Origin of the sequence: Aquincola tertiaricarbonis (assembly GCF_000969605.1) — a bacterium.
GTDB lineage: Bacteria > Pseudomonadota > Gammaproteobacteria > Burkholderiales > Burkholderiaceae_C > Aquincola > Aquincola tertiaricarbonis.
The window spans coordinates 163007-183958 of the sequence record NZ_JZUE01000008.1; the positions used below are offsets into that span (position 1 = coordinate 163007).

Here is a 20952-nt window from a genome sequence, read left to right on the forward strand (position 1 = left end):
CCATGACCGACACGACCTCGCCCCCGCCGGTGCGCCGCCTGCCCGAGCACGCACCCCTGCAGCAGTTTGCGGTGCGCGAAGGCGAGCTCGTCATCGGTGGCGAGCGGCTGAGCCTGCTCGCCGAGCGTGTCGGCCAGACGCCGTTCTACGCCTACGACCGCGGTGCGCTGCGCCAGCGCGTGAGCGAACTGCGCCAGGCGCTGCCGCAACAGGTCAAGCTGCACTACGCGATGAAGGCCAACCCGATGCCGGCGGTGGTCGGCTTCATGGCCGGCCTGGTCGATGGCATCGACGTGGCGTCGGCGGGTGAGCTGAAAGTGGCGCTGGACGCCGGCGCCGATCCGGCCGAGGTGAGCTTCGCCGGCCCCGGCAAGACGGAAGCGGAGCTGCGCCGCGCCGTGGCGTCGCGCGTGCTGATCAACCTCGAATCGCCGCGCGAGGTGAGGTTGCTGGCCGGCATCACCCAGCGGCTCGGCCTGCCGGCGCGGGTGGCGGTGCGCGTGAACCCGGACTTCGAGCTGAAGGGCTCGGGCATGAAGATGGGCGGCGGGCCGAAGCAGTTCGGGGTCGATGTGGAGCAGCTGCCGGCGCTGATGGCCGACATCCGTGCGGCCGGGCTGGCGTTCGAAGGCTTCCACCTGTTCGCCGGCTCGCAGAACCTGAAGGCCGAGTCGATCTGCGATGCGCAGCAGCAGTCGTACGCGCTGGCGTTGCGGCTGGCCGAGATCGCGCCTTCGCCGGTGCAGTTCCTGAACCTGGGCGGCGGGTTCGGCATTCCGTACTTTCCGGGCGAGCAGCGGCTCGACCTGGCGCCCATTGGCGAGAACCTGGCCGGGCTGGTGGAGCGTGCCGCCCGCGAGCTGCCGCGGGCTTCGCTGGTGATCGAACTGGGCCGCTACCTGGTGGGCGAGGCCGGCGTGTACGTGGCCCGGGTGCTCGACCGCAAGGTCTCGCGCGGCCAGGTGTTCCTGGTGACTGATGGCGGCCTGCACCATCACCTGTCGGCCTCGGGCAATTTCGGCCAGGTGGTGCGCAAGAACTATCCGGTGGCCATCGGCAACCGCATGGGCAGTGCGGAGCGGGAGCCGGCCTCGGTCGTCGGCCCGCTGTGCACGCCGCTCGACCTGCTGGCGGACCGCATGGAACTGCCGGTGGCCCAGGAGGGCGACCTGGCGGTGGTGTTCCAGTCGGGCGCCTATGGCGCCAGCGCCAGCCCGCAGAACTTCCTCGGCCACCCGGGCTGCGTCGAGGTGCTGGTCTAGCAGCCGGCCGCCAGGCCGGCAGGGTGATCAGCCCTTGCCCAGATCCTGGTCCAGCGTGAAGCGGGCGCCTTCGTACTGGCCGAGCAGCTCCGTCAGCAGCGGCAGGAGCGCGGCCAGGGTGTCGTGCAGCACGAAGGGCGGATTGATCACGAACATGCCGCTGCCGTGCAGGCCGAAGCCGTCGCCTTCGCCGCGGTGCACATGCAGCGTGGCATGCAACCAGCCCTTGGGTGCTTCCTTGGCCGCGGCCATCAGCCGCTTGGGCAGCTGCGCCGCCTCCACGATCTGAACCTGCGGGTACCAGACCATCACCGTGCCCTGGGCGAAGCGGGTCAGGCACTCGCGCACCGCGCCCACCACCTTGGCGTAGTCGGTCTTCAACTCATACGAAGGGTCGATCAGCACCGCGCCGCGGCGCGAGGGCGGCGGCAGTTCCTTCTGCAGCGCCGCGAAGCCGTCGCTCATCTGCACCTTGGTGTGCGGCCGGTGGCCGAGGAAGCTCTCGAGGATGCGGTTGTCGGTCGGGTGCAGCTCGTACAGGCTCATCCGGTCGGTGGCGCGCAGCAGCATCTGCGCGATGCCGGGCGAGCCGGGGTACTGCTCCAGCGCACCGCCGCCGTTGAACTGGCGCACCAGCTCGACGTACTCCGCCAGCGGGGCGGGCAGGTCGGGGTGGTCCCACAGGCGGCCGATGCCGCTCTCGAACTCGCCGCGCTTTTGCGCATAGCGCCCGGCCAGCGAATAACCGCCGGCGCCGGCGTGCGTGTCGACCAGGGTGTAGGGCTTGTCCTTTTCGCCCATGTAGCGAAGCACCTGGGCGAGCACCAGGTGCTTGAGGACGTCGGCATGGTTGCCGGCGTGGAAGGCGTGTCGGTAGGCGAGCATGGCTGCACTGTAACTAGCATGGATCGGCCTGGGGCGTGCGCAGCAAGGTTGCCGGCTTTTACGTAGGCTCTGGGGGTTCTCCCCAACTCCAAGAAGCCCAAACCCATGTCCACCCTCTTCGACCCGATCCGCATCGGCGACATCGAACTCGCCAACCGCGTGGTGATGGCGCCGCTGACGCGCAACCGCGCCACCGGCCAGCTGCCCAACGACCTCACGGTCGAGTACTACGCACAGCGCGCCAATCCGATGACCGGCTTCGGCCTGATCATCACCGAGGCCACGCAGATCATGCCGGAGGGCCAGGGTTACCTCGACACCCCCGGCATCCACAGCCCCGAGCAGGTCGCGGCCTGGCGCAAGGTGACGACCGCGGTGCATGCGCAGGGCGGCAGGATCGTGGTGCAGCTGTGGCACGTGGGCCGCATCTCTCACACCTCGCTGCTGCCGGGCGGCCAGGCGCCGGTGTCCTCCACCAACCGCGTGGCCAAGGGCAAGACCTTCACCGCCAAGGGCTTCGAGGACGTGTCGGCCCCGCGCGCCCTGCGCACCGACGAGATCCCCGGCATCGTGCAAGCCTACCGCCATGCGGCGCGCTGCGCCGTCGACGCCGGCTTCGACGGCGTGGAAGTGCACGCGGCCAACGGCTACCTGATCGAGCAGTTCCTGCGCGACAGCATCAACGACCGCACCGACGAATACGGCGGCTCCATCGCCAACCGCGCCCGCTTCCTGGTGGAAGTGGTCAAGGCCGTGACCGACGAGATCGGCGGCGGCCGCACCGGCATCCGGCTGTCGCCGGTCACGCCCGTGAACGACGCTGGCCAGGACAGCGACCCCCAGGCGCTGTTCAACCACGTGGTCGAGCAGATCGCGCCGATGCACCTGTCGTACATCCACGTGATCGAAGGCCAGACCGGCGGCGACCGCAACGTGGCGCCGTTTGATTACCAGGCCCTGCGCCAGCGCTTCCCCGGCGCCTGGATGGTGAACAACGGCTACGACCGCCAGATGGCACTGGACGCCGTCGCCCAGCGCAAGGGTGATCTGGTGGCTTTCGGCAAGCCGGCCATCGCCAACCCCGACCTCACCCGCCGCCTGCACCTGGGCGCGGAGCTGGCCCGCCCGGACCAGAAGACGATGTACGGCGGTGGCGCCCAGGGCTACACCGACTACCCCACGCTCGACGCACAGCCCGCGTAAGTGACGCGGCGCCTCGACGGCCGCTGGCTGATGCGCGTGGCCGGCACGCTGCTGCTGGCCTGGCTGGCGGCGCTGGCGTGCGAGCGTCTCGGCACGCCGCTGCCCTGGATGATCGGCCCGCTGCTGGCCACCGCCATCGGCTGCGTGGCTGGCGTGCGGCTGGCCGCGGCCGGCCCGCTGCGCAACGCCGGGCAGTGGGCCATCGGCACCTCGCTGGGGCTGTACTTCTCGCCGCAGGTGCTGGGGCTGCTGGTGGCGCTGGCGCCGGCGTTGCTGGCCGGCGTGGCCTGGGCGCTGCTCATCGGCGGCGTGTTCGCCGGCGTGCTGCGGCGCGCGCTGCCGGGCGTCGATCCGGCCACCGCGCATTTCGCGGCGGCCATCGGCGGCGCCTCCGAGATGGCGGTGCTGGCAGAACGCCACGGCGGCCGGGTCGACCTGGTGGCGGCCTCGCATTCGCTGCGGGTGCTGCTGGTGGTGCTTGTGATTCCATTCGGCTACCAGGCGGCCGGCCTGCATGGGCTGGACACCACCCCGCTGGCGGTGCAGGGCGTGCAGCCCGGCGGGCTGCTCCTGCTGGTGCTGGCCACGGTGGCCGGCAGCCTGGCGGTGTGGCGTACCGGCCTGCCCAATCCGTGGGTGCTGGGCTCGCTGTTCGTGGCGGCGGCGCTCAGCGGCAGTGGTCTGCAGCTGTCCGCCCTGCCGCCGGAGGTCAGCCATGTCGGCCAGCTGCTCATCGGGGTGGCGCTGGGCACCCGCTTCAACCGCAGCTTCCTGCACACCGCGCCGCGCTGGCTGGCGGCGGTGGCGCTGGGCACGCTGGCGATGATCGCGGCCTCGGCCGTGTTCGCCTGGTTGCTGGCGCAGGCCGCCGGCCTGCACTGGGCCACGGTGCTGTTGGGCACCTCGCCTGGCGGCATCGCCGAAATGTGCATCACCGCCAAGGTGCTGCAGCTGGGCGTGCCGGTGGTCACCGCCTTCCATGTGGTGCGCTACGTGGCGGTGCTGCTGCTCACCGGGCCGCTGTTCCGCCGGCAGCAGCGCCGGCTGGCTGCGGCGGCCTAGGCGCGCGCGGCGCGCCGGGCGCGGAACAGCTCGGGGATCGACACTTCGCGCGGCCCGGGCACCACTTCGAAGCGGTCGCCCGCGCGCAGGCTGCCGGGCTCGCGCACCGCCAGGTAGAATCCGCAGTAGCCCGACTGCCACATCATCTTTCCGGCTTGCGGAAAGCCCATGGCCGCATTCAGCTTGCCGCAGGGGAAGCGCGGCTCGCTCACCGCCAGGGTGCAGCCCGGCAGACGCAGCAGGTCGCCGATCCATACCTGCTGCTCCAACAGGCCGCGCAGGGTGAGGTTCTCGCCCAGCAGGGCCGCCGGCGGAACCTCGTCCCACAGCGCCACCCGGGCCTGGGCGCGCACCGTCTGCCAGAAGGCGTAGTGCTCGGCCGGGTAGGCGTACACCGCCTTGGCGACGCCGCCGTGCACCGTCAGGTCGGCCTGTTCATCGCCGATCAGGCCGGTGGGGCCCACCTGGACCTCGCCGTCCACCGGCTGCTTGCGAAAGCCGCTGAGCACGGTGCGGCCCGAAACCTGCAGCGGCTGCGCCCGGCCGACATTGACGAATTCCACGGTTCCAGTCGCTTGCATATGGCTATACCTGTTGCGCATACCCTCCCCCGGACGGGTGGTTACGGCGCGATTACACTCAAATTGAAATGCCTCGACAGGGTACGGCGTGATCCGCCCACCCCGATGAACACCCGGCCCAAGCGCGCCTTTCGCTCATCTGGCATCCCTCTGCGTCGCGGTATGCGGCGAGCCTCGAACATGCACCACCTGCTGTTCGGGGCTGGCCCTATCCCGTATTTGTAATCCGACGATTGGAGTAGCCAATGAACAGTCCCGCCCTGGGAGGCCTGCGCCTCAATGTGCCCGCCTGGGTCAAGCATGACCGGCTCGTTGCCTGGGTGGCCGACATCGCCGCGCTGACGCAGGCCGCCGACATCTACTGGTGCGACGGCTCGGAAGAAGAGTACAACCGCCTGTGCGCCCAGCTCGTGGCCGCGGGCACCTTCCGCAAGCTCAACCCGGAGCTGCGCCCCAACAGCTACCTCGCCTGGAGCGACCCGGGCGACGTGGCCCGCGTGGAAGACCGCACCTACATCTGCAGCCAGAACAAGGAAGACGCCGGCCCCACCAACAACTGGACCGACCCGACCGAGATGCGCACGCTGCTGCAGACCGGCGACCAGGCGTTGTTCAAGGGCGCGATGAAGGGCCGCACGCTGTACGTGGTGCCGTTCTCGATGGGCCCGCTGGGCTCGCCCATCGCCCACATCGGCGTGGAACTGAGCGACAGCCCCTACGTGGCCGTCAACATGCGCCTGATGACCCGCATGGGCCGCGCGGTGCTGGACGTGCTGGGCACCGACGGCGAATACGTGCCCTGCGTGCACACCGTGGGCGCGCCGCTGGAAGCCGGCCAGAAGGACGTGGCCTGGCCCTGCAACCCCACCAAGTACATCGTCCATTACCCCGAGACGCGCGAGATCTGGAGCTACGGCTCGGGCTACGGCGGCAACGCGCTGCTCGGCAAGAAGTGCTTCGCGCTGCGCATCGCCTCCAAGATGGGCCGCGACGAAGGCTGGCTGGCCGAGCACATGCTGGTGCTGGGCGTGACCAACCCGCAAGGCGTCAAGCGCCACGTGGCCGCCGCCTTCCCCAGTGCCTGCGGCAAGACCAACTTCGCGATGCTGATCCCGCCGGCCGGCTTCGAGGGCTGGAAGGTCACCACCATCGGCGACGACATCGCCTGGATCAAGCCGGGGGCCGACGGCCGCCTGTACGCCATCAACCCGGAAGCCGGCTATTTCGGCGTGGCCCCGGGCACCAACGACCTGACCAACCCGAACTGCATGGCCTCGCTCAAGCGCGACGTCATCTTCACCAACGTGGCGCTGACCGACGACGGCGACGTGTGGTGGGAGGGCATGACCGACACGCCGCCGGCGCACCTGATCGACTGGCAGGGCAAGGACTGGACGCCGGAAGCAGCCAAGCAGGCCGACGGCAAGCTGCGCCCCGCCGCGCACCCGAATGCCCGCTTCACCGTGGCCGCCACCAACAACCCCGTGCTCGACTCGGAATGGGACAACCCCGCCGGCGTGGCCATCGACGCCTTCATCTTCGGCGGCCGCCGCTCCACCACCGTGCCGCTGGTGACCGAAGCCCGCAGCTGGGTCGACGGCGTGTACATGGCCGCCACCATGGGCTCGGAAACCACCGCAGCGGCCGCCGGCCAGCAGGGCGTCGTGCGCCGGGACCCGTTCGCGATGCTGCCGTTCATGGGCTACAACATGAGCGACTACTTCCAGCACTGGCTGGACCTGGGCGCCAAGCTGCAGGGCTCGGGCGCCAAGCTGCCGGGCATCTTCTGCGTCAACTGGTTCCGCAAGGGCGCGGACGGCAAGTTCGTGTGGCCGGGCTACGGCGAAAACATGCGCGTGCTGAAGTGGATCCTCGAGCGCGTGGACGGCCAGGCGCAGGGCGAGGAGCATGTGTTCGGCATCAGCCCGCGGTACGAGGACCTGAGCTGGAACGGCCTGGCTTTCACGCCCGCGCAGTACCAGAGCGTGATCGGCATCGACACCCATGCCTGGCAGCAGGAACTGGCCCTGCATGCCGAGCTGTTCGACAAGCTGGCCTACCACCTGCCCGGCGAGCTGACCGACACCAAGCGCCGCCTGGAAGAGCGCCTGGCCGCCTGACGGCCCCCGCGCGCTGCGCGACCAGCCCGGCCGGGTTCAGCCCGCGCCGGGCTTTTTCGTCTGTGCGGCCTGCGGGCTGGGCACGAAGCCGAAGCGCGGCGGCATCTCCGCCCATGGAAGTTCGCTGACCGCCCACGCGCCGCTTTCCACCAGGCCGGAAGCGGCCTCCACGTCCAGGCTGTGCAGCAGGCCGAAGCCCAGGTCGGTGTCGGCGAACAGCCGGCCGCCGTCGTCCAGCCAGGCGCTGGCGAAGCGCGCCGGTCGGCCGGTGTGGCTCAGCAGCGTGCCGTCGGGCTGCAGGCGCCAGGTCCACGGCGCGGCTTCCAGCTCCACATACACCCGCTGCGGACCGTTCTGGAAGAACCAGCAGCCCTCCGCGTCGTGCTCGTAGTTGCGGCCGATGAAGGCCAGCAGCTTCTCGTGTTCCAGCAGGCTGCCCTTGGCCTGCGGGAACGGGCCGGCCGCCTGTGTCGCGTCATCCCGCAGGTACCAGTGGCCGCGGGCATCCAGGCCCAGCCAGCCATGGCAGTTAGGCACGTTGGGCCACTTCTTCAGTGCTTGCTTGACGATGTCATCCATCGCCGCATGCTGCCCTAGACGTGCTGGCGCAGCCAGCCCAGCACCGCTTGCGGCAGGGTCATCACATGGCCGCGCAGGAGCCCGCCACCCGGAAAGCCCACATGCCCGCCATGCGCCGGCTGCCACAGCGTCACGTGGCGGCCTACCTGGTGCGGCCGCGGCAGGCTGGCGGCGGGCACGAAGGGATCGTTCAGCGCATTGACCACCAGCGCCGGCACCTGGATCCGCGCCAGGTGCGGCTTGGCGGAGGCACGCGTCCAGTAGTCCTGCACGCCCCGGAAGCCATGCAGCGGCGCGGTGAACACGTCGTCGAAGCCGTACAGGTCGGTGGCCGCCAGCAAGCGCTCGCGGTCGAACAGGCCGGGGTGCTGTGCCAGCTTGGCCAGCGCCTTGGGCTTCATCGTCTGCAGGAACATGCGGGTGTAGACCAGCCGGTTGAAGCCGCGGCCGATGGCATGGCCGCCGGCCGCCAGGTCCAGCGGTGCCGACACGGCGGCAACGGCGCGCACGGTGGCCGCCGCGCTGGCGCCGGCTTCCTCCGCCCAGCGCAGCAAGGCATTGCCGCCCAGCGACACGCCGGCCGCCAGCAGCGGCGCGCCGGCCCGCTCGCGCAGGCGCTGCAGGATCCAGCCCACTTCCTCGTAATCGCCCGAGTGGTAGGCACGCGGCGCCAGGTTGATCTCACCCGAGCAGCCGCGGAAATGCGGCACCGCGAAGGACAGCCCGGCCCGCCGCGCCACATGTGCAAAGGCCTCCGCATAGTGGCTGCGGGAGGTTCCTTCCAGCCCATGGAACAGCACCAGCCAGCCCGCGCCGGGCTGCGGCGCCGGCTGGAAATCGACGTCGATGAAGTCGCCGTCGGGTGTGGTCCAGCGCTCGCGGGTGTAGTGCGGCGCCGGCCCTTCGAAGCGCTTGCCCACCAGGGCGGGCAGGATCGTCTGCGCATTGCCGCCAACCAGCCAGCGGGGGGCGCGGTAGTCGTGCATCGTGTCGTCGTCGGCGCCCGGCAGGCGGGCGGTTTCAGTGCAGCGTGGTCGGGTTGTCGTGCTGCTCGGGCGTGTCGTGCGGCAGGCCGGCGCTGGCATGGTGGGCCGCCAGCCGCCAGCCCAGCGCGGTCTTCAGGTACACGTTGGTGGCCATCACCCAGGCCGTCTGCGTGCCCTCGGCAGTGGTGGCGTCGATGCGTTCCAGGACGCTGTGCACCGCGCAGCCCGGCCCTTCCAGCCGGCGCACGCGGGCCGGCTGCACCGGCAGCGTGCCGTTGGCGAAGATGGCTTCGAACGAAGCGCGGATCGCGGCCGCGCCCATCACGCGCAGGCCGCCGGGATGCACGCAGACGATCTCGTCGTCGTCGCTCCACAGCGCCATCAGCCGCTCGATGTCGCCCTGCTGCAGCGCTTCGTAGAACTGGGCCTCGGTATCGTCGGCCGATGCCAGCAGCACGGCGGCGGGTGCCTTGGGCTTGACCATCGCGTCGTGGGCTTCAGCGGAACACCACGGTCTTGTGACCGTTGGGCATCACCCGGTGCTCGATGTGCCAGCGCACCGCGCGCGCCAGCACCACGCATTCCACGTCGCGGCCGACGGCGGTGAGGTCCTCGGCGGACAGCGAATGGTCCACCCGCTCCACGTCCTGCTCGATGATCGGGCCTTCGTCCAGGTCGGCCGTGACGTAGTGGGCGGTCGCGCCGATCAGCTTCACGCCGCGCGCATGCGCCTGGAAGTACGGCTTGGCGCCCTTGAAGCTGGGCAGGAAGCTGTGGTGGATGTTGATGGCGCGGCCGGCCAGCACGCCGCAGAACTCGGGGCTGAGGATCTGCATGTAGCGCGCCAGCACCACCAGGTCCACGCGCTCCTTGTCGATCAACGCCTCGATCTGCTGCTCCTGCGCGCGCTTGGCGGCGGCATCGCTGCCCGGTGGCAGCGGCAGGTGGTGGAAGGGCACGCCGTAGCTGGCGGCCAGCTCCGCAAAGTCGGGGTGGTTGGAGACGATGGCCGTGATGTCGACGTCGAGCTGGCCGCTCTTCCAGCGGAACATCAGGTCGTTCAGGCAGTGGCCCTGCTTGCTCACCATCAGCAGCACGCGGGAGCGCTGGCCCAGCGCATGCAGCCGTGCATCCATCTGGAACTGGCCGCGTACATACTGCAGGAGCCTGTCGAGCGTGGCCACGTCGGCCAGGTGCGGCGGCGCCTCGAAGTGCACCCGCATGAAGAACAGGCCGGTGGCGTCCTCGCCAGCCAGGTCGCCGAACTGCTGCGAGTCGATGATGTTGCAGCCCGCCTGGTAGAGCAGGCCGGACACCGCATGGACAATGCCCTTGGTGTCGCGGCAGGAAAGGGTGAGGACAAACTGATCTTGGCGCGGCATGGTGTCGCAGATTGTAGGAGTCGCGTGTGTCGAAAACTGCCCAGCAGGACTGGAGCGAGCGCAGCCGGGAGCTGTCGCATTTGCTGTCGCGCACCGGCCTGGGTGACCGGCAGGCGTTTGCCCGGCTGTACCAGCTGAGCAGCGCGCATCTGTTCGGCGTCATCCTGCGCATCCAGCGCGACCGCGCGCTGGCGGAGGAACTGCTGCAGGAGGTGTACGTCAACGTGTGGCGCGCGGCCGCGGGTTTCGATGCCGCGCAGAGCCAGCCGCTCACCTGGCTGACCAGCGTGGCCCGCCACCGTGCCATCGACAGCCTGCGCCGCGCGCAGGCACAGGTGGTGGTGGCCCGGCCGCGCACGCCGTCCGATGACGACGACGACCCCAACGACCCTGCCGACGCACTGCCGGACGAGGCGCCCGGCCCGGCCGAACTGCTGGGTCGCGCCAGCGAGGCGCGACAGCTCTCGGCCTGCATGGAACACCTGAGTCCCTCGCAGCGGCAGAGCGTGGCGCTGGCTTTCTTCGACGGCATGAGCCATGCCGAAGTGGCCGAACACCTGGCGCAGCCGCTGGGCACCGTGAAGTCATGGGTGCGGCGGGCGCTGGCCTCCTTGAAGAGCTGCCTGGAACGCGCCGTACGGCGTGACGCCGGCGCGGAAAGGGCCTGAAGGCCATGGACTACGGCAAACCCGAACGCGCCGACGCCCTCGGCGCCCAATACGTGGCCGGCACCCTGCGCGGCGCGGCGCGCCGCCGTTTCGAGGCGCTGCTGCCCGGCCATCCGGCGCTGCGCGAGGCCGTGAAGGCCTGGAGCGACCGGCTGATGCCGCTGACCGCGGTGGTGGAGCCGCAGCAGCCGCCCGATTCGGTGTGGCAGGCCATCGAGCGCCGCCTGTTCCCGGCGGATGCCGCCCAGGCGCCGCAGCCCTGGTGGCGCCGCCTTGCACCCTGGCGGGCATTGAGCGCCGCCGGCGCCGTGGCCACGGTGGCGCTGGCCGTGCTGCTGGTGCTGCCGGCAGCCACGCCGCCGCCGGTGATCGTGGTGCTGCAGGGCACCGGCGGCCCGGCGCAAGGCGTCAACACCTTCGTGGCCAGCGTCAGCGGTGACGGGCGTTCGCTGGTCACCCGGGCACTGTTGCCGGTGGACCTGCAGGCCGACCGGGCGCTGGAGCTGTGGTCGGTGCCGCCGGAGGGCGCACCCCGCTCGCTGGGCCTGATCCGCGCGGACGGCGCCACGGTGGTGCCGCGCGGCCGGCTGCCCGACACGCTGCTCAAGGGCGGCACCTCGGCGCTGGCCGTGAGCCTGGAGCCGCCGGGCGGCTCACCGACCGGCGCGCCCACGGGGCCGGTGCTGTACGCGGGCCGGCTGCAGCTGTAGCCAGCGCCCATGAAAAAGGCCCGCGTGATGCGGGCCTTGTCTAGACAGGTGGTGGAGCCGGCTCAGTGCCCGTGCAGCACGGTACCCGGGGCCAGCTTGTAGACGGTGCCGCAGTACGGGCACTTGCCTTCGCCGGTGGTGGCCACGTCGATGAACACGCGGGGATGGCCGCTCCACAGCTTCATCTTCGGGTTGGGGCAGAACACCACGCCGGGGCCCTGCACATCGTGGGCGGTGACTTCGACGGCAGCGGGGGCGGAAGCGGCAGCGCTTTGGCTCACGGGATTCTCCTGACGGGGCGGGTGGGTGGTCAGACCTTGGTCAGCCACTCGGCGTACTTCGGGTTGCGGCCGTTGACGATGTCGAAGAAGGCCGACTGGATCTTCTCGGTGATGGGGCCGCGGCTGCCGATGCCAATCTCGATGCGGTCCAGCTCGCGGATGGGCGTCACTTCCGCGGCGGTGCCGGTGAAGAAGGCCTCGTCGGCGATGTACACCTCGTCGCGCGTGATGCGCTTTTCCACAAGCTTCAGGCCCAGGTCCTGGCAGATCGAGAAGATGGTGTTGCGGGTGATGCCGTTAAGCGCGCCGGCCGACAGGTCGGGCGTGTAGACCACGCCGTTCTTGATGACGAAGATGTTCTCGCCCGCGCCTTCGGAGACGAAGCCGGAAGCGTCGAGCAGCAGCGCCTCGTCGTAGCCGTCCTCGGTGGCTTCCATGTTGGCCAGGATCGAGTTGCTGTAGTTGCTCACCGCCTTGGCCTGCGTCATCGTGATGTTGACGTGGTGGCGGGTGTAGCTGCTGGTCTTGACGCGGATGCCGCGCTTTAGGCCCTCTTCGCCCAGGTAGGCGCCCCACGGCCAGGCCGCCACCATCAGGTGGATGGTGTTGCCCTTGGGGCTGACGCCCAGCTTCTCCGAGCCGATCCAGGTCAGCGGCCGCAGGTAGCAGCTCTCCAGCTTGTTCACGCGCACCACCTCGAGCTGCGCCTCGCACACCTGCTCGAAGGTGAAGGGGATTTTCATGCGCAGGATCTTGGCGCTGTTGAACAGCCGCTCGGTGTGCTCCCGCAGCCGGAAGATGGCGGTGCCGCCCTGCGCGTTGTAGGCCCGCACGCCCTCGAAGGCGCCGCAGCCGTAGTGCAGCGTGTGCGTGAGCACGTGGATCTTGGCGTCGCGCCAATCGACGAGTTCACCGTCGATCCAGATCTTGCCGTCGCGGTCGTGCATGGAGGACATGGGACACCTTTATACGAAGACGCGGCACGCCGGCGGCCGCAAAGCGCGGGATTTTAGAGCGCGGCCGTGTTCGCGTCGGCCGCAATCTCCGAGGGGCCGCGCTGCAGCGTCCAGCGCTCCAGGCGGCCCTTGGCGTCGAACTGCAGGTCGATGGCGTCGCCGCCGCTGTCGGCCCAGCGCCAGACCTCGGGCGTGTCGCTGATCCGCTCGCCCAGGCTTTTGGTCATCACCACCACGTCCAGCATGCGCATGCCGGCCTGCAGCTTGGTGCTGAGCATCAGGGCGCTCTTGATGTGGCCCATGGGCGACTGGCCGGCCACGCGCATCACCTTCATGGCGCGGGTGAACTGCATCACCAGCCAGAACGACACCATCGTGCCGCCCAGGGCCAGGCCCTGCCAGCCCCACAGCCACCAGCCCAGGGCGATCGCCACCGCGGCCAGCGGCCATCCGATTCTCGGGTCCATCGTCGTCGTCTTCCTGCTTCAGTTGTCGGTTCGGGCGAGGCTTGCTTCCGTGCGGCCGACGCGGCCGCTGCGCAAGGCATCGGCCCAGTCCGGACGGCCGCCGGCTTCAGCGCGCCGGGCCGCCGCTTCGTGGTCGTAGGGCGTGTGGTGCAACTCGACCCGCCAGCCCGCGGTGCCGTGCGCCAGCAGCGCCCATCGTGCATGCGGGCTGCCATTCTCGACCCAGTGCGAGTCGCGCCCGCTGCCGGGCGGGTGCAGGTCGTCGTAGGCCTGGAGGCCCACGCTGCCCGGGTTGACCAGCAGGCTGTCGCCGTGGGAGACCACCCGCTGCACGTGGCTGTGGCCGCAGGCCAGCAGCGGCGCCTGCAGCATGCCCAGGCGGGCGGCGATCTCGTCCGGCGTGGCGGCACGGATGCCGCCATGACCCTGCTCGCCCAGTCCGGGCGTGGTGGTTTCGAGCAGGTACTGCAGGTCGTTGCCCGGCGCGCCATGCGTGCAGCACAGCGGGCCGCCTTGCGGCAGCGGCAGCGTCAACGAGGGCGGCAGCGCGGCCAGCCAGGCCCGCTCGGCGTCGCCCAGCGCCGCGGCGGCGAAGGCATCGCTGGCGCCCATGCGGGCTGGCGCCTGCGTCAGCAGCTGCCGCTCATGATTGCCGGCGATGGTGGGCCAGCCCAGCGTCATCAGGCGTCGCGCCGTCTCCCGCGGCCACAGCGGCCCGGAGACGATGTCGCCCAGGTTCACCACCTGCTGCACGCCGGCCTCGGCGATCTCGCCGATCACCGCTTCCAGCGCGGGCAGGTTGCCGTGGATGTCGGACACGAGGGCGATGCGCATGGCGGGTACTCCGGGCGATGGATCAGGTCAGGCCGCGCACCACGTCGATCGCTTCCTCGATGCGCTCGACCGCATGGATGGTCAGGCCCTCGACCGGCTTCTTCGGCGCATTGGCCTTGGGCACCACGGCCACGCTGAAGCCCAGCTTGGCCGCTTCCTTCAGCCGCTCCTGGCCGCGCGGCGCCGGGCGCACCTCGCCGGCCAGGCCCACTTCGCCGAAAGCGATGAAGCCGCGCGGCAGCGGCTTGCCGCGCAGGCTGCTCTGGATGGCCAGCAGCACCGCCAGGTCGGCCGCCGGCTCGCTGATGCGCACGCCGCCCACCGCATTGACGAACACGTCCTGGTCGGCGCAGGCCACGCCGGCATGCCGGTGCAGCACGGCCAGCAGCATCGCCAGCCGGTCGCGGTCCAGGCCGACCGACAGCCGCCGCGGGCTGGGCCCGCCGCTGTCCACCAGCGCCTGGATCTCCACCAGCATCGGCCGCGTGCCTTCCAGCGTCACCAGCACGCAGGCGCCGGGCACCGGGTCGCCGTGGGTCGACAAAAAGATGGCGCTGGGGTTGGTCACGCCCTTCAGGCCACGCTCGGTCATCGCGAACACGCCGATCTCGTTCACCGCGCCGAAGCGGTTCTTGATGGCGCGCACCAGCCGGAAGCTGCTGTGCGTGTCGCCCTCGAAGTACAGCACCGTGTCCACGATGTGCTCCAGCACCCGCGGGCCGGCCAGCGCGCCTTCCTTGGTGACGTGGCCCACCAGCACGATGGTGCAGCCGCCGGTCTTGGCGGTGCGGGTGAGCTGCGCCGCGCACTCGCGCACCTGCGCCACCGAACCGGGCGCGGAGGTGAGCTGGTCGGAGTACAGCGTCTGGATCGAGTCGATCACGCAGAAGGCCGGCTGCTCGGCGTCGATGGTGGCCAGGATGCGCTCGAGCTGGATCTCGGCCACCACCCGCACCTGCTTGCCTTCCAGCCCCAGCCGGCGCGCCCGCAGCGCGATCTGTGCGCCGCTTTCCTCGCCGGTGACGTACAGCACCTTCATCTGCGTCGACAGCGCATCCACCGCCTGCAGCAGCAGCGTGCTCTTGCCGATGCCGGGGTCGCCGCCGATCAGCACCACGCCGCCGGCCACGATGCCGCCGCCCAGCACGCGGTCCAGCTCTTCCTGGCCGGTGGGCGTGCGCGCCACGTCGGCCGCGTCGATGTCGGCCAGCGTGGCCACCGGCTGGCTGCGCGCCAGCGACTGGAAGCGGTTCTTGCCGGCGCCGGCCGCGGGCTCGGCCGCGGTTTCCTCCAGCGTGTTCCAGGCGCCGCAGTGCGGGCACTTGCCCAGCCACTTGGGGCTGGTGCCGCCGCATTCGCGGCAGGTGAAGATCGACTTGTCCTTGGCCATGGCGTCGATTGTCGGGCTCGGGCACACTCGCCGGCCCTCACGTTTCCTGGATGCCCGTCATGGCGCTCTCCGTCTGGCTCACCTTCCTCGTCGCCGCCTTCGCCATCAGCCTGTCGCCCGGCACCGCGGCCATCGCGGCGATGAGCACCGGCTCGCGGCATGGCCTGCGTGGCGGCTGGCGGCTCATGCCGGGCCTGGCGCTGGGCATCAGCACGCAGATGGCGGTGGTGGCCCTGGGGCTGGGTGCGTTGATCGTCGCGTCAGCCACCGCGTTCACGGTGGTGAAGTGGCTGGGCGTGGCCTACCTGGCGTGGCTGGGGCTGCAGCAGTGGCGTGCGCCGGCCGTGCCGATGGGGCAGGCCACCGCCGACGCACCCGACGAACAGCGTGGCCTGCTGCTGCGCGGCTGGATGATCAACGCGCTCAATCCCAAGGGCACGGTGTTCATGCTGGCGGTGGTGCCGCAGTTCCTCGACCTCGGCCAGCCGCTGGCGCTGCAATACCTGGTGATCACGGCCACGCTGTGCTTCACCGAGATGGTGGTGATGACCGGCTACATGACGCTGGCCGCGCGGGTGCTGGGCCTGCTGCGCTCGCCGCGTCAGGTGGGCTGGATGAACCGCAGCTTCGGCGGGCTGTTCATGGCCGCGGCGGCGGTGCTGGCCACCTTCAAGCGCGTGGGGTGAGGTTCAGTCGAAGCCGCCACCGCGGCGGCCGGCCTTGACCGCCGAATCGCGCTTCTTGCCTTCCAGCCGGCGCAGCTGAGAACCCCGCGTGGGCTTGGTGGGCCGGCGCGTGCGCGGCACCGTGGCCACGCTGTCCACCAGGGCCTGCAGCCGCTCGATGGCCTCGGCACGGTTCATCTCCAGGCTGCGGTGGGCCTGGGCCTTGATGACCACCACGCCTTCCTGCGTCAACCGGCTGTCGTGCAGGGCCAGCAGCCGCTGCTTCACCTCGTCGGGCAGCGAGGAGGCGCGCACGTCGTAGCGCAGGTGGATGGCGTTGGACACCTTGTTGACGTTCTGGCCACCGGCGCCCTGGGCCCGTATCGCCGTCCAGGTGACCTCGTGCGGATCGACGATCGGCGGCCTGGTCATGCCGCCTGCATCAGGGCTGCACCGAGCCGTGGCTGGCCAGCAGCTCGCCCTGGCGCTGCTCCATTTCCTTGCGCAGCTGGCGGCGCACCTGGGCGGCGGCATGGCGCCGCTTCTCTTCGGGCGAGAAGGGGCGCAGCGGCGGCACGGACACCGGCTTGCGCTCGTCGTCTACCGCCACCATCGTGAAGAAGCAGCTGTTGACGTGGCGCACCACCTGCGAGCGGATGTCCTCCGCGATCACCTTGATGCCCACCTCCATCGACGAGGTGCCGGTGTAGTTCACGCTGGCCAGGAAGGTGACCAGCTCACCGACGTGGATCGGCTGGCGGAAGTTGACCTGGTCGACGCTAAGCGTGACGACGTAGCGCGTGGCATAGCGGCTGGCGCAGGCGTAGGCCACCTGGTCCAGCAGCTTCAGGATGCTGCCGCCATGCACGTTGCCGGCGAAGTTGGCGGTGTCGGGTGTCATCAGCACCGTCATCGTGAGCTGGTGGGCCGGCAGGTCCATGTCGTGTCCTTCAAGCGCAGAGGTGGGCCTGCATTGTCCGCAGGTTGTCAGGCCGCAACGTCCACCGGCACCCGTGGCGCCCGCGCGCACATCAGTTCATAGCCCAGCGTGCCAGCGGCCTGCGCCACCTCGTCGATCGCAAGCACCGTGCCGTTGGCGGCCTGGCCCCACAGGGTGACCTCGGTGCCCGGGCCGGCCTGCGGCACCGGCGTCAGGTCCACCGCCAGCATGTCCATCGACACCCGGCCCAGCGTGCGGGTGCGCACGCCGTCCACCAGCACCGGCGTGCCGGTGTCGCACACCCGTGGGTAGCCGTCGGCATAGCCGCAGGCCACCACCCCCACGCGCAGCGGTTCGGTGGCGGTGAAGCGGCTGCCGTAGCCGACGGATTCACCGGCTGCCAGCTGCTGCACGCCGATGAGCCGGGAGCGCAGCGTCATCGCCGGCTTCAAGCCCCAGTGCGCGATGTCGTGCGCGGGGAAGTCGGGGCTGCTGCCATAGGCCAGGATGCCGGGACGCACCCAGTCGGCTCGCACCGCGGCATCGCCGCCGAAGCGCAGCACGGCCGCGCTGTTGGCCAGGCTGCGTTCGCCGTCCAGGTCGTGCGTGGCGTCGGCGAAGGCGGCCAGCTGCTGCGCCACGCCCTGCGGCCCGTCGGCATTGGCGAAGTGGGTCATCAGCGAGATCTCGTCCACCTGCGGCAGCGCGTTCAGCCGTGTCCAGGCCGAGCGGAACGCCCCGGCGCGAAAGCCCAGCCGGTTCATGCCGCTGTTCATCTTCAGGAACACGCGGTGCGGCTTCTGCGTCTTGTGCGCGGCCAGCCAGTCGATCTGCTCGGCGCAGTGCACCACGTGCCACAGGTCGAGCCGCGAACACAGCTCCAGGTCGCGCGGCTCGAACACGCCTTCCAGCAGCAGCACCGGGCCGCGCCAGCCGAGCGATCGAACTTTTTCCGCCTCGGCGAGGTCTAGCAGGGCGAACCCGTCTGCACCGCGCAATCCTTCATAGGCATTGCCGATGCCATGACCATAGGCATTGGCCTTCACAATCGCCCACACCCGGGCGTCCGGCGCGGCCTCCCGGGCCCGCCGCAGGTTGTGGGCAAGCGCTTCGGTATGGATCAGGGCCTGGATCGGACGGGGCATGTGGGGATTTTGCCCCGGTGATGTTGCAAAAGCCGCGTGCTATAAACCCGGCGCCTTGCGTGGAGACCTCTTTGGAAGCCTGTCAACGAATCGGGCGGCCTCACCGTCGCGAATGAAAAAAGGCTTCTACACCATCATGTCAGCGCAGTTCTTCAGCTCGCTGGCAGACAACGCCTTGCTGGTGGCTGCGATCGAGCTGTTGAAGTCGACCGGGGCGCCCGCGTGGCAGGTTCCGGCACTCACGCCGATGTTCGCGCTGTTCTACGTGGTGCTGGCACCGTTCGTGGGGGCGTTCGCGGATGCCGTGCCAAAGGGCAAGGTGATGTTCTTCTCGAACGCCATCAAGGTCATGGGCTGCCTGTTCATGCTCTTCGGCGGCCATCCGCTGCTGGCCTATGCCATCGTGGGGCTGGGAGCGGCTGCTTACTCTCCGGCCAAGTACGGCATCCTCACGGAGCTGCTGCCGCCTTCGCAGCTGGTCAAGGCCAATGGCTGGATCGAGGGGCTGACCATCGCATCGGTGATCCTCGGCATCGTGCTGGGCGGGCAACTGGTGGGGCCACGGGTGGCGCCGATGCTGCTCGGCTTCGACCTGCCGGCCATCGACACCGGCATCGACACCGCGCCCGAGGCGGCCATCGCCTCGATGATCCTGCTGTACGCCATCGCGGCGATCTTCAACCTGTTCATCCCGCGCACCGATGCGCCGCTGCAGCCCATGCTGCATGGCGCGGTGGGCCTGGTGCGCGACTTCTCGCAGTGCAACGCACGGCTGTGGTCGGACAAGCTGGGCCAGATCTCCCTCGCCACCACCACCATGTTCTGGGGCGTGGGCGGCAACCTGCGGGTGATCGTGTTCGCCTGGGCCGCCGCGGCGCTGGGCTACACCACCACCCAGGCGTCCACGCTGGGCGGCGTGGTGGCCATCGGCACGGCGGTGGGCGCGGTGGTGGCCTCGCTGTACATGCGGCTGGACAAGGCCACCAGCGTGATCCCGCTGGGCATCGCCATGGGCGTGCTCATCATCGGTCTGAACCTGCTCACCAGCGTGTGGGTGGCGGTGCCCTTCCTCATCCTGCTGGGGGCGCTGGGCGGCTACCTGGTGGTGCCGATGAATGCATTGCTGCAGCACCGCGGCCACAACCTGATGGGTGCCGGCCGGTCCATCGCGGTGCAGAACTTCAACGAGCAGGCCTGCATCCTGGGCCTGGGCGCCTTCTACACCGGCATGACCAAGTTCGGCATGTCGGCCTTCGGCGCCATCGCGGTGTTCGGCCTGGTGGTGATGACGACGATGGAGCTGATCCGCCGCTGGCACAACCGCAACCTGGTGCAACACAAGGACGAAGTGCAGCGCCTGTTGGCCATCGCGCGAAGCGACCACTGACATGCAGGCCGCAGTCCGCACCGGCACCGCGCTGCCGGTGCTGGCCCTCACCGTCAACGCCTTCATCTGGGGCGTGTCGTGGTGGCCGTTCCGCCAGTTCCAGGCGCTGGGCATGCACCCGCTGTGGACCACCGCGGCCGTCTATGCGCTGGTGCTGGCGGCCCTCACCGCCTGGCAGCGCGGCGTATGGGCCGGCCTGGCGCGCACGCCCAGCCTGTGGCTGCTGGTGCTGGCGTCGGGCACCACCAACGCGGCCTTCAACTGGGGCGTGACCGTCGGCGACGTGGTGCGGGTGGTGCTGCTGTTCTACCTGATGCCGCTGTGGGCGCTGCTGCTGGCGCGGCTGATCCTGGGCGAGCGCCTGACGCCGATGGCGGCGCTGCGCATGGTGCTGGCGCTGGCCGGTGCCGCCGTGGTGCTGTGGCCGGCCGGCGGTGGCTGGCCCTGGCCGCGCAACCTGCCCGAGGCGCTGGGCGTGCTGGGCGGCTTGACCTTCGCGCTGAACAACGTGTGGCTGCGGCGCGAGGCCCACCGCAGCGACGCCGAGCGCGCGACCGCCATGTTCCTCGGCGGCACGCTGGTGTCGGCGGTGGTGGCGGGGTCGCTCACCTGGCACGGCGCGGTGGCCGTACCGCCGCTGCCTTCCGCGGGCACCGCGCTGGCGCTGCTGGCGCTGTCCACCGCTTTCATTGGCGCGAACCTGGGGCTGCAGTACGGCGCGGCCCGGCTGCGTGCCAATGTCACGGCGGTGGTGATGCTGACGGAGATCGTGTTCGCCGCCGTATCGGCCGCGGCGCTGGGGGCCGGCACGCTGGACGCGCGGCTGCTGCTAGGCGGCAGCCTGATCGTGGCCGCGGCGCTGCTGTCGGTGTGGCAGCCCGGCGCGGCCGGGCACTGAAGCGGCTCAGCCGCCGGCCGGCGGCTCGTCCGGGGCAGCGGGCTGGTCCGTGGCGCGGCGCGCGGGCACCGGCTCGCCGGCCAGGCCCTGCGGCCGCGTGGCCTGCACATGGCGGGCATGCGGCGGCTGCAGCGGCACGTCGGTGCCCAGCGTGTCGCGCAGGGCCACGGCGGCATCCAATTGCCGCAAGAGATGCAGCGGGTCGATCGGGCGCATCGTCCACGCCATCGCGCCTTCCGGGGCCTGGGCGCCGACAAACACGGTGTCGCCCTGGCGCTCCGCGGCCACGATGTCGTCCACCACGCCGGGATGGTCGGCGTCGGCGATCACGAAGCGTGCGCCGTCCAGCGCCTCCACGCAGCAATAACGTGCAAGCGGCAACGTGGACAGCCGGAAACTGGATTCGATCGCACTGCGTTCGAAGCGGCTAAAGCCTTTCAGGGCCACGGTGTGCTGGCCTTGCGGTGGCGCGTTGGCGCCCATGAAAACCTCCAGGGATAGGCCGGCGGAAGCGCTCGGCGGACAAGACCGTCGGTGCATAGGGCGCCGCG

Annotated in this window: 24 protein-coding genes; 9 read left to right on the forward strand and 15 right to left on the reverse strand. The window is 70.3% G+C overall.

From position 1 onward, the window contains the following. The first annotated feature begins 2 nt into the window (after positions 1 to 2). Positions 3 to 1262: a pyridoxal-dependent decarboxylase, exosortase A system-associated gene (locus tag VO99_RS11845; protein ID WP_046113056.1), complete on the forward strand. Its 1260-nt coding sequence runs from the start codon at positions 3 to 5 to the stop codon at positions 1260 to 1262. 27 nt (positions 1263 to 1289) lie between these two features. On the opposite strand, the gene VO99_RS11850 is transcribed toward VO99_RS11845, so the two are convergent. Beyond that, positions 1290 to 2147, reverse strand: a complete 858-nt coding sequence (locus VO99_RS11850) for a 23S rRNA (adenine(2030)-N(6))-methyltransferase RlmJ (RefSeq protein WP_046113057.1) — start codon at positions 2145 to 2147, stop codon at positions 1290 to 1292. 105 nt (positions 2148 to 2252) lie between these two features. Between VO99_RS11850 and VO99_RS11855 the strand changes: the two genes are divergently transcribed. Both VO99_RS11855 and VO99_RS11860 read left to right on the forward strand, forming a co-directional pair. Continuing rightward, positions 2253 to 3350 (forward strand): alkene reductase, encoded by a 1098-nt coding sequence (locus VO99_RS11855; protein WP_046113058.1) that lies wholly within the window; start codon positions 2253 to 2255, stop codon positions 3348 to 3350. After that, positions 3351 to 4412: an AbrB family transcriptional regulator gene (locus VO99_RS11860; protein ID WP_310733656.1), complete on the forward strand. Its 1062-nt coding sequence runs from the start codon at positions 3351 to 3353 to the stop codon at positions 4410 to 4412. It abuts the gene before it with no gap. Here the strand turns inward: VO99_RS11860 and VO99_RS11865 are convergent. Then, on the reverse strand, positions 4409 to 4993 hold the full coding sequence (locus VO99_RS11865; RefSeq protein WP_046113059.1) for an MOSC domain-containing protein: 585 nt from the start codon (positions 4991 to 4993) through the stop codon (positions 4409 to 4411). The genes VO99_RS11860 and VO99_RS11865 overlap by 4 nt on opposite strands. A 245-nt stretch (positions 4994 to 5238) precedes the next feature. On the opposite strand from VO99_RS11865, the gene VO99_RS11870 reads away from it, so the two are divergent. Beyond that, the gene (locus tag VO99_RS11870) at positions 5239 to 7113 is read left to right on the forward strand and encodes a phosphoenolpyruvate carboxykinase (GTP) (protein ID WP_046113060.1); all 1875 of its coding nucleotides are present in this window, start codon (positions 5239 to 5241) and stop codon (positions 7111 to 7113) included. A 36-nt stretch (positions 7114 to 7149) separates the two neighbouring features. Here VO99_RS11870 and VO99_RS11875 read toward each other — a convergent pair whose 3' ends face one another. From VO99_RS11875 to purU, 4 genes are read right to left on the reverse strand one after another with little or no spacing between them, the layout of a single operon-like run. After that, entirely contained in the window at positions 7150 to 7692 is a 543-nt protein-coding gene (locus VO99_RS11875) for a DUF2946 family protein (RefSeq protein WP_046113061.1), read from the reverse strand. Positions 7693 to 7706: 14 nt separating this feature from the next. Next, a complete protein-coding gene (locus tag VO99_RS11880) occupies positions 7707 to 8678 on the reverse strand; it encodes a YheT family hydrolase (RefSeq protein WP_046113062.1) in 972 nt (323 codons plus the stop codon). 34 nt (positions 8679 to 8712) lie between these two features. Further along, positions 8713 to 9162 (reverse strand): YybH family protein, encoded by a 450-nt coding sequence (locus VO99_RS11885; RefSeq protein ID WP_046113063.1) that lies wholly within the window; start codon positions 9160 to 9162, stop codon positions 8713 to 8715. 13 nt (positions 9163 to 9175) lie between these two features. Continuing rightward, positions 9176 to 10060, reverse strand: a complete 885-nt coding sequence (gene purU / locus VO99_RS11890; protein WP_046113064.1) for a formyltetrahydrofolate deformylase — start codon at positions 10058 to 10060, stop codon at positions 9176 to 9178. Positions 10061 to 10086: 26 nt separating this feature from the next. Here purU and VO99_RS11895 point away from each other — a divergent pair, with 26 nt between their 5' ends. Together VO99_RS11895 and VO99_RS11900 are read left to right on the forward strand one after the other, a co-directional pair. Further along, positions 10087 to 10728, forward strand: a complete 642-nt coding sequence (locus VO99_RS11895) for a sigma-70 family RNA polymerase sigma factor (RefSeq protein WP_046113065.1) — start codon at positions 10087 to 10089, stop codon at positions 10726 to 10728. Between the two features lie 5 nt (positions 10729 to 10733). Further along, entirely contained in the window at positions 10734 to 11438 is a 705-nt protein-coding gene (locus VO99_RS11900) for an anti-sigma factor (protein ID WP_046113066.1), read from the forward strand. Between the two features lie 62 nt (positions 11439 to 11500). On the opposite strand, the gene VO99_RS11905 is transcribed toward VO99_RS11900, so the two are convergent. From VO99_RS11905 to radA, 5 genes are read right to left on the reverse strand one after another with little or no spacing between them, the layout of a single operon-like run. Continuing rightward, complete coding sequence (locus tag VO99_RS11905; protein WP_046113067.1) at positions 11501 to 11719, reverse strand: zinc-finger domain-containing protein; 219 nt, start codon at positions 11717 to 11719, stop codon at positions 11501 to 11503. Between the two features lie 29 nt (positions 11720 to 11748). Further along, positions 11749 to 12675 carry a branched-chain amino acid transaminase gene (locus tag VO99_RS11910; protein WP_046113068.1) on the reverse strand — a complete coding sequence of 309 codons (927 nt, stop codon included), beginning with the start codon at positions 12673 to 12675 and terminating at the stop codon, positions 11749 to 11751. Between the two features lie 53 nt (positions 12676 to 12728). Then, entirely contained in the window at positions 12729 to 13142 is a 414-nt protein-coding gene (locus VO99_RS11915; protein WP_046113069.1) for a hypothetical protein, read from the reverse strand. 18 nt (positions 13143 to 13160) lie between these two features. Continuing rightward, positions 13161 to 13976, reverse strand: coding sequence for a metallophosphoesterase family protein (locus tag VO99_RS11920; RefSeq protein WP_046113070.1), 816 nt, complete (start codon positions 13974 to 13976; stop codon positions 13161 to 13163). 22 nt (positions 13977 to 13998) lie between these two features. After that, positions 13999 to 15366 (reverse strand): DNA repair protein RadA, encoded by a 1368-nt coding sequence (gene radA / locus VO99_RS11925; protein WP_046113071.1) that lies wholly within the window; start codon positions 15364 to 15366, stop codon positions 13999 to 14001. Positions 15367 to 15425: 59 nt separating this feature from the next. On the opposite strand from radA, the gene VO99_RS11930 reads away from it, so the two are divergent. Beyond that, positions 15426 to 16052 (forward strand): LysE family transporter, encoded by a 627-nt coding sequence (locus tag VO99_RS11930; RefSeq protein WP_046113072.1) that lies wholly within the window; start codon positions 15426 to 15428, stop codon positions 16050 to 16052. A gap of 3 nt (positions 16053 to 16055) precedes the next feature. Here VO99_RS11930 and arfB read toward each other — a convergent pair whose 3' ends face one another. From arfB to alr, 3 genes are read right to left on the reverse strand one after another with little or no spacing between them, the layout of a single operon-like run. Beyond that, positions 16056 to 16463 carry an alternative ribosome rescue aminoacyl-tRNA hydrolase ArfB gene (gene arfB, locus VO99_RS11935; RefSeq protein ID WP_046113073.1) on the reverse strand — a complete coding sequence of 136 codons (408 nt, stop codon included), beginning with the start codon at positions 16461 to 16463 and terminating at the stop codon, positions 16056 to 16058. A 10-nt stretch (positions 16464 to 16473) separates the two neighbouring features. Beyond that, positions 16474 to 16971 (reverse strand): acyl-CoA thioesterase, encoded by a 498-nt coding sequence (locus VO99_RS11940; RefSeq protein ID WP_046113074.1) that lies wholly within the window; start codon positions 16969 to 16971, stop codon positions 16474 to 16476. Between the two features lie 47 nt (positions 16972 to 17018). Continuing rightward, positions 17019 to 18116 (reverse strand): alanine racemase, encoded by a 1098-nt coding sequence (gene alr, locus VO99_RS11945; RefSeq protein ID WP_046113075.1) that lies wholly within the window; start codon positions 18114 to 18116, stop codon positions 17019 to 17021. Between the two features lie 112 nt (positions 18117 to 18228). Here alr and lplT point away from each other — a divergent pair, with 112 nt between their 5' ends. Both lplT and VO99_RS11955 read left to right on the forward strand, forming a co-directional pair. After that, positions 18229 to 19503: a lysophospholipid transporter LplT gene (gene lplT / locus VO99_RS11950; RefSeq protein WP_046113076.1), complete on the forward strand. Its 1275-nt coding sequence runs from the start codon at positions 18229 to 18231 to the stop codon at positions 19501 to 19503. 1 nt (position 19504) lies between these two features. Then, positions 19505 to 20401, forward strand: coding sequence for a DMT family transporter (locus VO99_RS11955; protein ID WP_046113077.1), 897 nt, complete (start codon positions 19505 to 19507; stop codon positions 20399 to 20401). 6 nt (positions 20402 to 20407) lie between these two features. Here the strand turns inward: VO99_RS11955 and VO99_RS11960 are convergent, their stop codons facing one another. Then, positions 20408 to 20884, reverse strand: a complete 477-nt coding sequence (locus tag VO99_RS11960) for a hypothetical protein (RefSeq protein WP_052736285.1) — start codon at positions 20882 to 20884, stop codon at positions 20408 to 20410. Positions 20885 to 20952: the final 68 nt, after the last annotated feature.

Bases quoted from the DNA above. Each gene is read 5' to 3' on its own strand.
- purU (WP_046113064.1), bottom strand. From the start codon at position 10,060: ATGCCGCGCCAAGATCAGTTTGTCCTCACCCTTTCCTGCCGCGACACC.
- VO99_RS11845 (WP_046113056.1), top strand. From the start codon at position 3: ATGACCGACACGACCTCGCCCCCGCCGGTGCGCCGCCTGCCCGAGCAC.
- VO99_RS11930 (WP_046113072.1), top strand. From the start codon at position 15,426: ATGGCGCTCTCCGTCTGGCTCACCTTCCTCGTCGCCGCCTTCGCCATC.
- VO99_RS11880 (WP_046113062.1), bottom strand. From the start codon at position 8,678: ATGCACGACTACCGCGCCCCCCGCTGGCTGGTTGGCGGCAATGCGCAG.
- VO99_RS11855 (WP_046113058.1), top strand. From the start codon at position 2,253: ATGTCCACCCTCTTCGACCCGATCCGCATCGGCGACATCGAACTCGCC.
- VO99_RS11955 (WP_046113077.1), top strand. From the start codon at position 19,505: ATGCAGGCCGCAGTCCGCACCGGCACCGCGCTGCCGGTGCTGGCCCTC.
- VO99_RS11915 (WP_046113069.1), bottom strand. From the start codon at position 13,142: ATGGACCCGAGAATCGGATGGCCGCTGGCCGCGGTGGCGATCGCCCTG.
- VO99_RS11910 (WP_046113068.1), bottom strand. From the start codon at position 12,675: ATGTCCTCCATGCACGACCGCGACGGCAAGATCTGGATCGACGGTGAA.
- VO99_RS11865 (WP_046113059.1), bottom strand. From the start codon at position 4,993: ATGCAAGCGACTGGAACCGTGGAATTCGTCAATGTCGGCCGGGCGCAG.
- VO99_RS11870 (WP_046113060.1), top strand. From the start codon at position 5,239: ATGAACAGTCCCGCCCTGGGAGGCCTGCGCCTCAATGTGCCCGCCTGG.
- VO99_RS11850 (WP_046113057.1), bottom strand. From the start codon at position 2,147: ATGCTCGCCTACCGACACGCCTTCCACGCCGGCAACCATGCCGACGTC.
- VO99_RS11960 (WP_052736285.1), bottom strand. From the start codon at position 20,884: ATGGGCGCCAACGCGCCACCGCAAGGCCAGCACACCGTGGCCCTGAAA.
- lplT (WP_046113076.1), top strand. From the start codon at position 18,229: ATGAAAAAAGGCTTCTACACCATCATGTCAGCGCAGTTCTTCAGCTCG.
- arfB (WP_046113073.1), bottom strand. From the start codon at position 16,463: ATGACCAGGCCGCCGATCGTCGATCCGCACGAGGTCACCTGGACGGCG.
- alr (WP_046113075.1), bottom strand. From the start codon at position 18,116: ATGCCCCGTCCGATCCAGGCCCTGATCCATACCGAAGCGCTTGCCCAC.
- VO99_RS11900 (WP_046113066.1), top strand. From the start codon at position 10,734: ATGGACTACGGCAAACCCGAACGCGCCGACGCCCTCGGCGCCCAATAC.
- VO99_RS11875 (WP_046113061.1), bottom strand. From the start codon at position 7,692: ATGGATGACATCGTCAAGCAAGCACTGAAGAAGTGGCCCAACGTGCCT.
- radA (WP_046113071.1), bottom strand. From the start codon at position 15,366: ATGGCCAAGGACAAGTCGATCTTCACCTGCCGCGAATGCGGCGGCACC.
- VO99_RS11920 (WP_046113070.1), bottom strand. From the start codon at position 13,976: ATGCGCATCGCCCTCGTGTCCGACATCCACGGCAACCTGCCCGCGCTG.
- VO99_RS11940 (WP_046113074.1), bottom strand. From the start codon at position 16,971: ATGGACCTGCCGGCCCACCAGCTCACGATGACGGTGCTGATGACACCC.
- VO99_RS11885 (WP_046113063.1), bottom strand. From the start codon at position 9,162: ATGGTCAAGCCCAAGGCACCCGCCGCCGTGCTGCTGGCATCGGCCGAC.